Here is a 13,620-nt window from a genome sequence, read left to right as displayed (position 1 = left end):
GCGCCCTCCTGGTCAGCCCCGCTCTCAAACAGGTCGTAGTCGTCGCCCTTGGACCGGCGGACCACATACTGCATGGGATTGAAGGTAATCAGGCGTTTGGGAAAGACCGCAAAGCGGAAGGAATTTTGAAGGACGGCAGAGTACAGGCGGATATACCCAACACTCAGCGCCTTTGCCGGTATCCCTTCAGGATTCGTGCCGCCGAAACTCAACAGATCCATGTAGGCTTGCAGATGGTCGGCGGTGACGGTTTTCAGCTTGCGCTTGCCGATAGGATGCTGCTTGATCCGGCTGACGGTGGACTGATAGGCCATGACCGTTCCGTTGCTCAGAGAACCGGGCTTTAAGTCCTCATCCACCCACATGTCCAGCATATCGCCCAGGGTGATGTTTTTGGCCTCCGCGAGAAACAGCTTGGTCTCGTAGTCCTCCATCGCCTTGCGGAGCAAGGACTCCGTTTCGCTCTTGCTCTCCGTTCCGGGAAACTCCTTCTGGATGCGGTTGCCGCTTGCGTCCTCGACGTAAAAGCGGTAATACCACTTCTTCCCCTTTTTTCTAACAGAACCTTTTGCCATAGCTGTACTCCTTTCGATGGCGGCAAAGGTCGCTGTCGTGATGTGATGGTCACATTATAACAGAGAGCCGCAGCCGTTGCAAACATGCCGTCCGTGTTTTCAAATCAAGTCACTTGCTGCACCTGGGCGCAGTCGAGAAGGTCACACCCCTGGTTGATCTCCATAAAGGCGCTGATAACATCGACGCGGATGATGGTCTTGCGCCCGATCCGCAGGACGGGGATTTTTCCCCAGGAGACCAGCTTCCGCAAGGTATTCCGGCCAATGCCGGTGCAATCAGCGGACTCGTCTATCGTCATGCCGAGTTTTCCAGCCCCAAAAGGCTGCACAGCCTGGGCGCACCCGCTGTTCGGCAGTTGAATGATCGCATTACGCATAGTCCTGTATCCTCCTTTGAAACAGGACAGCCGCGCCGGAAAGTGCTGTGTCCGCATAACATAGAGCGGGCGGTATTCCGGCGCGGCTGATTCGGTTTTAGCTGCTGTCAAACTCGCCGCATTTGCCACGCGCCCCCGGCGAGGGGGGATATTGCAGGCCGCTGTTGGCACAGCTGTCATAACTCCGCAGCGTCGTCACGCCGTCACAAGCTCCATATCGCTCACTTTTGCCCAATGGCAAAAGCTTACTCATTTCGCTGCTCCGGCTTTTCCCAGCGAATCTCCGATTCGCCGGGAGCCCTTGTGTCGTGCGCCGCAGGGTTCCGTCTCAAGTCTGTGGACGGGCGTGAGCAAGTATCATTATCCGCCATGCTGTCATCGCGTCCCGGCCTGCCAGGGCCGGTTGAAAGAGTGCGTAAATCGCTCGGCCAGCTTGTCCGTTCACCTCCTGAAGCTGGCGTCTTGGCGGCGCACCTTTTACCGCTGTTCACATGGGTTTTGTGCCTGCCATACCGTGTATTCAGTTTTTAAGGTTCGTGAAAGTGATGGGGGAAAACGCACCTTTCACCTATCACAAAAAAGAGGGGTGTTTGTTACCTATTTTCGCCCCCTTCCGGAAAAAAAGCAGAAATATTTTTCAGTGCGGCGCTGATGGACCTGGATGCACTTGCTTTTGAGATGCCTTCCGCCTTGGCAATAGCGGTCACGTTCATTTTCCGGGCATAGAGCATCCGGAGACGGCGGTACTGCGTTCCGGTCAGGCAGCTCTTGATCTGCTCAATCAAGGAGGCGGTTCTCCGGGCCTGTTCCGCGCTGGCCTCGGCAGCGTCCAGCGCGGCCAGAATGTCCGCCTCGATGGAAGGGACCGCCCCCAGCTTGTCCACGCGGGGGTCCAGCGGGAGGCCGTAGTCGTAGAAGCCGCGCCCGTCCTTCTCGGTGTCATAGTAGTCACCGTCGGACCAGACCTTCCAGCGGAGAAACTCCTCCTCGCTGGCAAAGTCCTCACGGGTCAGCCGGATATGTACGCCGGTGACGCTCCTGCATACGATGGCATCCCGGTCAAGTTTGTTCAAAGCAAAGTCGCTCTTGGCATCAAACATAAATTCCTCCATTTCGTTTGTAGGGGTTTGTGCATCGGCAATCGAGCTGGAGGTCAGGCGGGGAGCGACACCCACAGGGATTTACTTTCTTCCCGAAGATTCGACAAAGCAGAAGGCCGGGTACTTCCGTTGAGTACCCGGCCTTCTGCCGTGTGTCAGAATGATAGTTCTTGCTTATATGTCGATACAGTTCCGACTGATAGGCGGAGTGGGACGTACCAGCTGCAAGGATTTTTTTAACAAATCACCTATCAGGAGCAGTCGAAACAGCCCCGTCATACAAAGCAAAAGCACCATAGCCATCTCCTAAAGCGGCGGCTATGGTGTTTGAGCGCACGAAAGCGTTCCGCAAAGCTGCCGTTTTTTTGACAGCCTCCCGGAAGCGTATTTCTTGAAAAGTTTGGCTGAAACCGGAATTATATTGCATGATAGTCGGAATTGTGCAGGGATTCAAATTGCACTATCTGAACTATACAATACAGTTGAGGTGAAGAATTATGCCGAATGAGGTTTTGGTAAGGGGTGGAGCGCGGTTAAGGGAGCTCCGGAAAGAACGGGGCTAGGGCCAGCAGAAAGAAAATCACACCTCGCAAGGCATAGGCGATCATCAACCTTCTGCCGCGTTTTTTCGCCTTGCTCCAACGAATGCTTGGCGCTCCCGTACTGTCACAGCTCAAAAAATACCTTCTCCATGTCTGATTTTAGAATCATGGTAATTTTCTTGCCGTCATACTCAACAGACAGGGCTGGCTCATTTGAAATCTTCAGACTGCCAATGCCATCCCTGCCGCATAGATAAACACAGTCGGAATCCCTGCGATTGATGAAATACAGCCCTTGATCGGTCAAACAAAAGTCAGAGGCAACCATATTCCGAAACGGCCTGGCCTTGTGGGTCTTAGTATCATACGCCGTCAGCAAAGAATTTTCGTTGATGTAAAAGATCGTCCGCCCATCAAACGCTATATTCCCCCTGGTGGGAATGTCCAGCATTTTCGTGAGCTGGATTGTTCTGCCTACTTCCGTAATCCCATCATTCGTAATGAAAAAGAGGCTGTCATCGTTCAAGAAAAAACCATAGCAGTATTGCAGAAACATCCAGGTATCCCCCACGGTATAATCAATTCCCAGCAGAGATCGCCCGCTGTCCGTTATTTTCTCAAAAACAACTTGTTCCTCAAAGGTTTCCGTATTGAGCTGGACGATGGACACCTGGGTAACTGTGCTGTTATAGCTGCCGACCCGATCCACATACTGTTCTGTGCGGGAGGTCATATAATAAATATACGGGGCGTCCATATAAACGGCCTTGATGGATTCCCCGTCCGAAAAGGCCCCAAACAGCGGAGAGAGGGCCAAATCCGTCAAAGCGCCGGTTGCCCGGTTCTCCAGAGAGTATGTCCTCGTCTGGTCATCAAAGATTACACTGTAAGTTTCCGATGCGCTTTGCGAGGATGAATTGTATATTCCGTTTGTGGACGTTCCATAAGAACAGCCGGATAGCGAAATCAGAAGCAGCAGGCTCAATGCGGCAGCTCTGCAGCCTTTGACGGGTTTTCTTTCAGACTGCCAGCAGTTTGTGTTTTGCCGCAGCACCCACCATATCATGAGGGCGCAGCACACAGCGGACAGGCCGAGCAGGGCCAGCAGCTCCTGGGGGGAACGCTCCGAAAAAATCACGATGGGTTCACCTGTCAGTGAATCCTCCACAGAGGAAGCCCCCTCCAGAAAGCCGGTTGCCAGCAGGAACGGCAGGGGCAGCGGCAAGCGGTAGCAGATCTGTCTGGACAGGCCGATATACGGAATCAAGGTGGATGCCACTCCGCTCACCACTGTTAAGGCATATTTCTTCACCAAAACGGAGAGAAAGAGCAGCAGAGCGGCGAGGTACACCGAGCCAAAGCAGCGCAGGACGGTTAAAATCAGAAACGCAGCCAGCAGGGAGATGTTTTTTGTACTGCCCCCGAAACTGGCAATACTCTGAACAGGGTACTCCCCATTGGGCAGGCCATATTTTATTCCGAAGAAAGCAAAGCGAATCAGGGCCACCCCTCCACAGAGAGCGAACACGGCGCAGAGGGTCATCACGACTTTGCATCCGGCACTCTTACGGCTCTGCGGTGCAGTCCGCAAAAGCGCGTCCATCTGACAGCTATATTCCGAACAAAAAACTGTGGTCGCCAAAATTAGAACGGCAAGGAACAGCGGGAAGTCCAGCGTTTGGGAGGAAAACAGCCCCGCCCAGCCGTTGGTGTTCAGAAAGCAACGATTGCCGGTGTTCTCGCAGATATATAAATATTGTTGATACGCAGCTTCAAAGCCATGCTCATGAGCCAATACAGTGTTAATCTCCGCAATCTGACGCTCATACTGTTCCGCCGTGATCTGATTGCTGTAATAGCTTTCCTGCAACCGGGTTCGAGTGTTGCGGGCTTCCGTGATGGCCTGGGCCTCTTGTTCCAGCCAAGCGGCCTTTTCCTCTGTGTACGCCCCGTCCAGCCGTTCAAGATACCACTCGTATTCCTCGCGATATTCTTCCATCGCGCTGTTCTGCGGCCTGTCGGTTGCAGCCAGCCAAACCGTACTGACCAGGAGCGCAGCCAGGATATATAACAGGCCCCGCTGCATGACCATCAGTTTTTTCCATTCATAAGAGAAAACACTCATTTTGCCCTCCCAACACAGCGGTGGCAGTTTTCCGCTGACAGAAAATAGATTGCGGTAACAAGCACAAAGCCCGCTGTCAAAGAAATCCAACCTGCGGCCTGCCAAGTTAGGACGGGGAAACCACCCAGGTTTACAAACTCCGTTTTCCCCAGGAGAACGCGGTTGGTCAGCAGAGAATAAGGGTTCAGCACTTTTGTCCAGAAGAAATTGGAGTAGGCGCAGGCAGCTCCGCTGACGATCAGCACTATACAGAGGGCAAAATTGAGGACAAACGGGAGCAGGGCATTTTTCCAGAACATCGAAACCAACAGCCAGAGCATCCCGATCACCCATGTACCGGCGCATTTGAGTGCCGCAGACAGGAGGACATACTGAAAAATGCTGAGATTAACGGAGACTTCCGCAAAGTTCGGAATCGCGAACACCGGCAGGGTCAGCCCTTCCAAGGTCTGAAAGGAGGCCGCAAAGCCAATCAGGTCAAGGAAAGAAAACCACAGCGAGGTCAAAAGCAGAAACAGGGTGGCCGCGAGGATTTTCGCCAGGGCTGTTTTTCTGCCGCCGTTAGGACTTACCAGTAACAGCATATCCATCTGCGTTTCCCGCTCGCTCACAAAGGTTCCGATGATCCCATAGAGACAGAGCAGGAGGGTCAGGACAATGGAAAAATCATAGTTCAGATAGTAATTGCACATTTCCCGATAGGCAAAGGCGGGAATGGCGCGGCCAGCGTAAAGGTTATAAATCGCGCCGCTCTCCCTCTGCTGATAGACCGCTCCCTGTTCCCCATAGAGCGCGGCGCTTTGCCGCGCTCTGTTTGCCACTTGCTCCGACCGGTCGCTGTACTCATAGGAATACTGCATAGGCTGCACAAAATACTTGTCCAGCAGGTTCCTGTCGCTATACAGGTTCCCGGTCATCGTATTGGGGTCATCGGTGGCGGTGCTTGCGGTCATATCTGACGTGGCCTCCACAAGAGGCTGATAAGCCGCAAGCAAGCGTTCGATCTTCTCCGGGGTGATCTCGCCCCGGTATTCCTCATAGAGCTGCCAATGGAGCGTGTGCCAGCTCCGCTCTCCGTTCCCGTCTGTCAGATAGGAGTAGGATTTGTATTCGCCATAGATTTTGAACAGGTTGGCGAGGCTGAACACCACAAAGAGCGCCAGGATGGAAAATTTGCAGAACTGCTTGATAAACTCATACCGTATCAGACGTATCATGGCGCTCCCCCCTGCAATAGTACAAGAACACATCCTCCAGGTTGGGCTGGACAGGCTGTGCGGTCTTGATCGGGCATCCATCCTCAACAATGCGGAGGGTAAACCGTCCGTCCTCCTGCTTCATGTTGCTGACACAGCACATATCGGTCAGCAGCGCGGCATCCTCGGCCCCAGCAGTTACATTCCACACTTTGCCCTCAATGTTCTGCTCCAGCGCGGCGGGCGTCCCCTGCATGAGAAGCGTCCCCTGTTTCAGCAACAGGATTTCCCGCGCGATGCACTCAACATCAGAAACAATGTGGGTTGCCAGCAGGATCGTCCGGCCCTGGGCAAATCGGGAGATCAGGTTCCGAAACCGTATCCGTTCGCTGGGGTCAAGACCGGCGGTAGGTTCGTCCAGGATCAGAATTTTGGGGTCGGACAGCATGGCCTGCACAATGCCGACGCGCTGACGCATACCGCCGGAGAGTGCGCCGATTTTCTTGTCCTGTGCGTCCGTCAGGTTCACCGTGGCAAGCAGCTCCGAAACCCGGTCTTGCGCTTCATGGGTGGGAATGTCTTTCAGCGCACACATATAGAGCAGAAAATCTTTGACAGTAAAATCCCGATAAAAGATAGGATACTGCGGCATATAGCCGATTTGGGATAGGAACGCTTTGCCCAGCGTTCTCACGTCCTGACCGTCCACCCGGATTGTGCCGCTGTCGCCGGGTAAAATGCCCACAAAGGTATTGATAAGCGTTGTTTTTCCAGCCCCGTTTTCACCCAGCAGGCCGTACACACCCTCGTTCAATGCGGCGGTAAAATTTTTCAGCGCATACTTGTTCTTATATCGCTTTGATACACCGCTAAATGTAATCTCCATGTTAATCACCGAACTTAAAAGTAGATACCAGTGTATTGACCTCGCTGATACTGCTGCCGAGAAGCACTACAGCGGTTTTTGCATTGTCCAAAAGGTAAACCTTGGGGATGCGGTTGAAATATGTGCTATTGGAGTTTTGAATGACCTTGGTGGCAATCAGCTTGCCGGAGGCCACATCATAGATACGAATCGTCAGGCTCTTGCCTAAAACGGCGGTGGCGGCATAGTTCCCCTGTTCCGAGCTATATACACCGTTGCGGCCCTCACCCTTGGTCGCAAAGGAAAGCGTATTTTTGTCGCCGGTTTTCCTGTCCAGCCAGAGCAAAGTGCCATTGTTCTTGGTAAAGATCTGCGGGAAGAACAGGCGATTCGTTCTGCCCTGCATTTCCTCAATGCTGTAGGTGGCCGACTTGGTGATTTTCAGATCGCTGCCATCCAGGGCAAGACTTCCATAGATTGAAAAGCTGCTCTCGCCTTTTTTTGCAGGGATAGACAAGCCTCCGCCATAGAACATGATCTGACTGTTATCCTGGGAAAACGCAACGCCATCCAGAACGGAAATTTGAATCTTGGATGTACCGACCTTTTTCGTCAAATCAAGCAGAGTGGTGAGCTTTTCTTTTTCCAGATCATACAGATACAGTCCGTTCATGGCGGTAATCGCCAGCTTCTTGCCATCGGCGGAGGCCGCAACGCCGGTTTCGCTGATGACAAAATCTTCCAGCAAGATTTCATTGACCGCAATTTTCTTGGTCAGCGCAAGGGCGCTGTCATAGACATATACCATCATGCCGCTGTTGCCCATGCCGGACAGAACGTAGCCCCCATCAATGGACTGCGCCTCAAAGTACCGCAGGGGCGTTTCCGTGGTGGCCAGCACCGAGGCGGTTGTGGTATCGTAAAGGTACAGCTTGTCCGCTGCCACGAAAAGTTTTCCATCCCCGGCGTAGGCGCAGTCCTTGATTTTCCCATCAAACAGAGCGGAATTGAACACGCACATCACGGGTTTTGTTGTTGTCTCCTCCAGGGCTTCGGCCCTGCCGCAGATTGGCAATGTCAGGGTAAGAAGCGCAGCGATCATAAAGCAAAAAAACTTTTTCATGTTTTAAGTTCTCCTTATAGAAAAATTGAATGATACGGAAAAGAACGGGAACTCCGCATTATTCCCCAAAGGAAAATGTTGATACCAGAGTATCAAGTTCGCTGATACTGCCGCCGAGAACAACCACGGCGGTCTTGGCCCCATCTAAAAGATAAATCCTGGGGATACGGTTGAAATATGTGGGGTCGGAGTTCTCAATCACCTCGGTGGCGACCAGTTCGCCGGAGGCCACATCGTAGACACGAACCGTCAGGCTGCCATCTAAAACGGCGGTCGCAACATAGTCTCCATGCTCCGAGCTGTATACGCCGTCTTTACCCTCACCGTTAGTAGAAAAGGAAAGCGTATTGGTGCTGCCTGTTGCCCGATCAATCCAAAACAGCGTTCCATCGGCCTGAGTAAAGGTTTGCGGGAAAAACAGCCGGCTGGCGCTGCTCTGTATTTCTTCCATGTCATAAGCAGACGGTTTTGTGAGCTTCAGACCGCTGCCATCCACGGCGATGCTCCCGTAGATGGAAAAGCTGTCCTCGCCATTGACAGCCGGAATCGAATTGCCGCTGCCATAGAACACGATCTGGCTGTTATCCTGAGCAAACGCGGCGCCGTTCAACATGGAAATTCCAATGCTGGCTGTCCCGGCATTTTGGGCCACGTTCAGGAGAGTCGTCAGGCTCCCGCTTTCCAGGTCATACAGATACAGCCCGCCCAAGGCGGCGAAGGCCAGCTTTTTTCCGTCTGTGGAGGCCGCTACGCCCCCGGTTTCGCTGACAACAAAATCCCCCTGCAAAAGCTCATCCACCGCGATCTCTTTATTCAGAGAGAGCGAGCTGTCGTAGATGTACGCCGTCATGCCGCTGTCGCCCATGCCGGTCAGGACGTAGCCCCCGTCAATGGCCTGCGCTTCAAAGTCGCGCAAGGGCGCTTCTGCGGTAGCCAGCACCGTGGCAGCGCCGGTATCGTAGAGGTACAGCTTGTCCGCCAGTACGAGAAGCGTTCCATTCCCGGCATAGGCGCAGCTCTGGAGCTTGCCGCCAAACAGGGCGGGGTCGAAGGTGCAGGAAGAAGGGGACTGTCCCTGCTGACTGCCTACGTCTGGAACAGAAACCACGGGTGGATTGGAGGGATTGCTTCCCGAAACCGCCGGAGCCGGGGAATCCGCCTTGCCGCAGGCGGACAAGGCCAGGGTAAAAAGCAGCGACAATGTGATGCAGAGTGTCTTTTTCATGTTCCGTTCTCCTTATACAATAAAATAGAATTGGTCTTAAAGAATGGAGCGGAGGTTCCGTTCTGGGGGACAGCGACACAATAGAAGGTGTTAAATTCCCCCAGCTTATCCGGGTCGATCACGGCCTCAATTTCCATGACGCCTCCCTTGTTCAGTGTGATGGAACAGGAAGTGCTTTCGCCAATTTTCACCGGCTGGTGATCCAGGAAAAAAGCGATGCTGTAACTTGTTCCGGCTGTGCCGCACATGGTATATTGCAGCGTAACGGGAGCGGAGACACGCAGATTGTCATAGGTAATGCCGCCGTCAAGGGAGAATGTATAATAGATCCCGCTGTCCAGCGCGTCCATGCTCACACCGCCCCAGCCGTGTTGGGGAAGTTCGCTTTCCACATACTGCGCTGTAACTTTTTCCTCCCGCACATCACTCTGCACGAAGATTTCCCGAATAGGCGGAAGGTCTGAATGGGCGGCGGGGGCGTCTACGTTGAACTTCAATTCAACATAGGAATCCAGCGTCTTATGATACCAACCATAGCTGGATGTGGATTCCATATCCGGCTGGAAGTCCGGGTTTGTGATGCTCACCACGGTCAGTGCCAGCGTATCGCCGGCACTGCCGGTCACAGGCTCAAAGAGGAAAGAAAAGCTCTGGTCCTCCCCTGCGGGAAAGCTGTGGCAATACTCATACTCCGCTGTGGGTTCGTTCACCTTATAGGGCTGGGGCTGGCCGTCTAAGAACAGAAGAAATCCAACGGTATCCATCTTGCCGGTGAGGGAAAACTGATACTCCAGCCGAAACTCGCCGCCGTCATAGGGGAATGGCAGACGCTCCCCACTCTCAGAAAAATCAGGTGAAGCAGCCGCATGAGTGAGCATCCCCAAGAATCCGGCATCCTCCTCCGCGGCATCAAACGGGTTTGCGGCGACGGCCTGTGACGGCGGGGGCGTACTGTCTGGAATGGCGTAGTTCCCGCAGGCGGCGAGGGATAAAAGTGCGCCGCATATCAAGAGAATGGCAATCAATCGTTTTCGCATAAATGACCTCCTTTGCTTTGATAGACTAAGCATAATGGGCAAAGGTCAAAATTCGGTCAAGAACGGCAAAATGCCGCCCAAATTTTTTGGACGGCATTTCGTTGTAAACGCCTATCAAATTTCCCCATCGTCAAAACGGCTGAATGGGCAGTTCCCTATTATTGATAACCGCCCGATAAATGAGAAATTTTCTATTAAGAATTTATTTTATGCCTTCTTCCTTGATCTTATAGATTCTAAATGCGCAATCCTTTTCCAAACGAATATTTGCCCAATTTTTCCCAATCTGTCTCACAAAATAATTTTCGTCCTCTGGAAATATCTGTTTTGTCATAAATCTTAACAGATCCAGCGCTTTGTCAGATTCTTTCAATACAATTTCAAGTGTACTCCATCCATCTATTACAGGTGAATATATTTCATGAATCATATCACAAAACAAATCGTTTCCGCTAATTGGTATTTTTCTTATGAAGTCCCCCTTCCTATCTCCAATCAGCATACTCTTTAACTGGGCATATTGTTTGCTGTCAAGCATCACTTCATATATTTCCATTTTCTCCTCCTGTTATTAAGGCTGTGCCGTACAATATTTCTTGCAATTTAATGGAGACTTTCACGCAGGCCCCATGTGGTGACTTATTTGACAGTTCTATGGTTCCCCCATGTTTCTGGCACAGCACCCGGCTCACCGCAAGCCCCAGGCCCAAGTGCTTGCCGGAGGTATCTTCGGAGTAGAACAAGGCGGTTTTCTTTTGCATCAGCTTGTCCGAAAAACCCGGCCCATCGTCTGTCACGGTGGCCGACAGTGTTCCGTGTTCCAGATAAAAGGCAAGCTCAATTTGACGTTCCGCAAAACGCAAAGCATTGAAGATCAGGTTTTCCAGAACGCGGTATAACAACTCCCCATCAAGGACGGCCCTGCCTGCTGGCACATGGAAATCACAAGCAAAGCGTACTTCGGTGTTCTGAAACAGAATGGATAATGAGTCCGCCATGTGCTGCAAAAAATCAGGAAGCTCCACTTCTCTGCGGTGGACTTCTGTTTCTTCAATCGCGCCCAGGTCGCGCATGGTATCTGTGTAGCGGCCCATGCGCTCCGCGGTAATGCCGAGATTGGAGAGCGCCTTTTCCAGTTTTTCCTCCGTCAAGGTTCCGCCCCGGCTGTTCTCCTGCAAATATTCCACATAGCCGGTCATGATGGCGATGGGGTTACGCAGATCGTGGGCCACGGACGCCTGCAATGCGCGGCGTTCCTCCAGCATACTCCACATTTGACGGTTATTCTCATATAGGGTCTGCCGCATTTTTTCAAAGGCGGTACAGAGCTGGCCCAACTCATCCCGCCTGTCAAAGTTGATCTGGAAATTCAAATCCTGGTCTTGAATATGCGTGGTGGCATCCATCAAGACAGTGATTGGCGGCTCCAGTATCTTGTGATAAAACCACCACGCGCACAGAGTAGTTCCAATCACAGCAAACATGAGCGGCAGCAGCACCATACAAATCTGTGAAGAGCGGTAGGCCGTTTTTGCTTTGGAGGAAAGCATAGAGTAGCTGGATTCAATGCGCTCTATCCTGTAACTCGTCTGCTCCTGTGCCTCATTGTGTTCTTGACCGTCCGCTACCAGTTGTCCGAATGGCTCTGGCGGGCCATTAAGGACATACCTCAGCTTTGCCTCCGTGACCGTACCATCCGGGGCGGTCGTCTGCTGTGTCAGCCAGACCTCATTGGAATCGGGGAGAATATGCTTTTGGAGGCGGTAGCAAATGAAGATTGCAAGGGCGCTGCACAGGAACACGATCAGCATCGTGATTGCCACAGCCTTTATAAAGGAGTTTTTCAGTGATTGCCTTGTTACTTTTTCCATCGGTAGCCCATCCCCCAAACTGTTTCGATATACTCACTCCCGCTGGCCTGCATGAGCTTTGCGCGGATTTTGCGGATATGCTCTTTAATTACGCTGCTGTCGCCCTCCGCGTCATATCCCCATACCGCTTCATAGATACGTTCTTTGTCAAAAACCTGATTTGGATTAGATGAGAGAAACTCAATGATGTCAAATTCCCTCTTTGAAAAGGAAAGCTCCTGTTCATTCCAAAATGCTTTTCTGTCAGAGAGGTTGATAATCAGCCCTTGGGAGGTCACAACTTCTGGTGGGTACTTATTCCGCTCGTCCCGGCGCAGATGCGCTTCAATACGGGCGATCAATTCCTGTAAGCTAAATGGCTTCGTAATGTAGTCGTCCCCTCCGGCCCGTAAGCCGTTGACCTTATCCTGCTCTGTAATCCGCGCCGTCAGGAACAAGATGGGGCAGACGATATGATTCCGAATAACCTTGCACAGCTCCAGCCCGTCCATCCCCGGCATATTGATGTCCAGAAGGATGAGATTCGGCTTTGTATTCAGCTTTGCCAGGGCTTCATCGCTGCTGTTGGCAACGAAAACCGTATAGCCGTGATCCTGCAAATGGGTTGAAAGCAATTCGGTCAGGATAGATTCATCATCCACAATCAAAATTCTGTATGCCATGCGAACACCTCCAGTCTTTTTCATCATATAGGGAGAAAGTCAAAATTTGGTCAAGAATAAAACTCAATGGAATATTCCCAATTATACACTGTGGAGCGGCAAGTATCAATTATGCAAATGAGGCTCTTTAGAGTAAAATAAACTGAAGGGTTATTCTGAGGAAAACGGGGAGCGGAGAAACGGGCAAGCAGGGCATCGTGGGACCCACGATGCAAAATTGGACCTCCCGCCGTGGGCGGGAGGTCTAATCTGCTTGTTGGTGGCAGCGCCCCCAAACCCCTTTGAACAGCCCCGTGCCGGGGCTGGCTGCGCGTTCCTGCGGAACGCGTTTTTGTCGGGCCTGCGGCTCTCTGGAACGGTGGAAAAATCAGCGTTCCTCCTCCCGGCGGATCTGCGCGGATGTGCAAAGACATAATGCGGGTGGTGGCCATATGAATCCCTCTCCGTCATTCTAACTTCACCAGAGTGGTCAAAATCTTCTGTGCCGCATCCCACAGCCCGTCATAGCTCTGCCGCAGTTCCTCCAGCCATGATATATCAGCTTCTTTCTATGGGCTGTAACGGTTTAGGACCGCATTTTTGAGGGTTCGGGGAAAAAGATACGGGCGCTCCCGGACCAGGGCCGGAAACGCCCGGAAACAGTGGGGTTTTCGGGGGGGCCTAAAGCGTTACAGTTACCCCCTGTGACGGCGCACCCGGTCACGGGTCTTTCGCCTGCGCTCCTTTTGAGCGCAGGGGCCGCAGTACACGGCCCGATTGCCTTTGGCGAGGAAGCGCCCGCTGCAGATGGCACACCGTTTCCAGCTGTGGATGCCGCCCAGGACTTCCGCGCACAGCTCCCGGTCAGCGGGAAGGACGGCGGCGCGGAAGTATTTGCAGATCAGCGTGGGGGGAAATGAGTTGAGGACAGGGGCAGGGGTCA

General features: G+C 52.6%; 11 protein-coding genes and 2 pseudogenes. All 13 read right to left on the bottom strand.

The window, feature by feature from the left end; all coding sequences use genetic code 11:
• Positions 1 to 575 (bottom strand): annotated as a pseudogene (locus D1646_RS16865) (site-specific integrase); the annotation flags it as partial.
• 104 nt (positions 576 to 679) lie between these two features.
• Positions 680 to 874, bottom strand: a complete 195-nt coding sequence (locus D1646_RS16860) for a helix-turn-helix domain-containing protein (RefSeq protein ID WP_243154222.1) — start codon at positions 872 to 874, stop codon at positions 680 to 682.
• A gap of 175 nt (positions 875 to 1,049) precedes the next feature.
• Entirely contained in the window at positions 1,050 to 1,205 is a 156-nt protein-coding gene (locus D1646_RS16855) for a hypothetical protein (RefSeq protein WP_160637591.1), read from the bottom strand.
• Positions 1,206 to 1,545: 340 nt separating this feature from the next.
• The gene (locus D1646_RS16850) at positions 1,546 to 2,052 is read right to left on the bottom strand and encodes a sigma-70 family RNA polymerase sigma factor (RefSeq protein ID WP_160637590.1); all 507 of its coding nucleotides are present in this window, start codon (positions 2,050 to 2,052) and stop codon (positions 1,546 to 1,548) included.
• Between the two features lie 666 nt (positions 2,053 to 2,718).
• Positions 2,719 to 5,052, bottom strand: coding sequence for a hypothetical protein (locus D1646_RS24025; protein ID WP_347565242.1), 2,334 nt, complete (start codon positions 5,050 to 5,052; stop codon positions 2,719 to 2,721).
• Between the two features lie 861 nt (positions 5,053 to 5,913).
• The gene (locus D1646_RS16840) at positions 5,914 to 6,801 is read right to left on the bottom strand and encodes an ABC transporter ATP-binding protein (RefSeq protein WP_160637588.1); all 888 of its coding nucleotides are present in this window, start codon (positions 6,799 to 6,801) and stop codon (positions 5,914 to 5,916) included.
• A gap of 1 nt (position 6,802) precedes the next feature.
• Entirely contained in the window at positions 6,803 to 7,903 is a 1,101-nt protein-coding gene (locus D1646_RS16835; protein WP_160637587.1) for a WD40 repeat domain-containing protein, read from the bottom strand.
• A gap of 58 nt (positions 7,904 to 7,961) precedes the next feature.
• On the bottom strand, positions 7,962 to 9,128 hold the full coding sequence (locus tag D1646_RS16830) for a hypothetical protein (protein ID WP_160637586.1): 1,167 nt from the start codon (positions 9,126 to 9,128) through the stop codon (positions 7,962 to 7,964).
• On the bottom strand, positions 9,125 to 10,165 hold the full coding sequence (locus tag D1646_RS16825; RefSeq protein ID WP_160637585.1) for a hypothetical protein: 1,041 nt from the start codon (positions 10,163 to 10,165) through the stop codon (positions 9,125 to 9,127). Before D1646_RS16825 ends, D1646_RS16830 begins: the two co-directional genes overlap by 4 nt.
• Before the next feature lie 202 nt (positions 10,166 to 10,367).
• Positions 10,368 to 10,721 carry a hypothetical protein gene (locus tag D1646_RS16820; RefSeq protein WP_160637584.1) on the bottom strand — a complete coding sequence of 118 codons (354 nt, stop codon included), beginning with the start codon at positions 10,719 to 10,721 and terminating at the stop codon, positions 10,368 to 10,370.
• Positions 10,708 to 12,036 (bottom strand): sensor histidine kinase, encoded by a 1,329-nt coding sequence (locus D1646_RS16815; RefSeq protein WP_160637583.1) that lies wholly within the window; start codon positions 12,034 to 12,036, stop codon positions 10,708 to 10,710. The genes D1646_RS16820 and D1646_RS16815 overlap by 14 nt, the downstream gene beginning before the upstream one ends.
• Complete coding sequence (locus D1646_RS16810; RefSeq protein ID WP_160637582.1) at positions 12,024 to 12,698, bottom strand: response regulator transcription factor; 675 nt, start codon at positions 12,696 to 12,698, stop codon at positions 12,024 to 12,026. Before D1646_RS16810 ends, D1646_RS16815 begins: the two co-directional genes overlap by 13 nt.
• Positions 12,699 to 13,372: 674 nt before the next feature.
• Positions 13,373 to 13,620, bottom strand: a pseudogene (locus D1646_RS16805) (conjugal transfer protein); the annotation flags it as partial.

The organism is Pseudoflavonifractor sp. 60 (genome assembly GCF_009911645.1).
Lineage (GTDB): Bacteria > Bacillota > Clostridia > Oscillospirales > Oscillospiraceae > Lawsonibacter.
The sequence above is the reverse complement of the archived record's forward strand: the minus strand, read 5'-3'. Positions and strand labels throughout refer to the sequence as shown.

Bases quoted from the DNA above. Each gene is read 5' to 3' on its own strand.
- D1646_RS16810 (WP_160637582.1), bottom strand. From the start codon at position 12,698: ATGGCATACAGAATTTTGATTGTGGATGATGAATCTATCCTGACCGAA.
- D1646_RS16855 (WP_160637591.1), bottom strand. From the start codon at position 1,205: ATGAGTAAGCTTTTGCCATTGGGCAAAAGTGAGCGATATGGAGCTTGT.
- D1646_RS16835 (WP_160637587.1), bottom strand. From the start codon at position 7,903: ATGAAAAAGTTTTTTTGCTTTATGATCGCTGCGCTTCTTACCCTGACA.
- D1646_RS16840 (WP_160637588.1), bottom strand. From the start codon at position 6,801: ATGGAGATTACATTTAGCGGTGTATCAAAGCGATATAAGAACAAGTAT.
- D1646_RS16860 (WP_243154222.1), bottom strand. From the start codon at position 874: ATGACGATAGACGAGTCCGCTGATTGCACCGGCATTGGCCGGAATACC.
- D1646_RS16820 (WP_160637584.1), bottom strand. From the start codon at position 10,721: ATGGAAATATATGAAGTGATGCTTGACAGCAAACAATATGCCCAGTTA.
- D1646_RS16830 (WP_160637586.1), bottom strand. From the start codon at position 9,128: ATGAAAAAGACACTCTGCATCACATTGTCGCTGCTTTTTACCCTGGCC.
- D1646_RS16850 (WP_160637590.1), bottom strand. From the start codon at position 2,052: ATGTTTGATGCCAAGAGCGACTTTGCTTTGAACAAACTTGACCGGGAT.
- D1646_RS24025 (WP_347565242.1), bottom strand. From the start codon at position 5,052: ATGGGTGATCGGGATGCTCTGGCTGTTGGTTTCGATGTTCTGGAAAAA.
- D1646_RS16825 (WP_160637585.1), bottom strand. From the start codon at position 10,165: ATGCGAAAACGATTGATTGCCATTCTCTTGATATGCGGCGCACTTTTA.
- D1646_RS16815 (WP_160637583.1), bottom strand. From the start codon at position 12,036: ATGGAAAAAGTAACAAGGCAATCACTGAAAAACTCCTTTATAAAGGCT.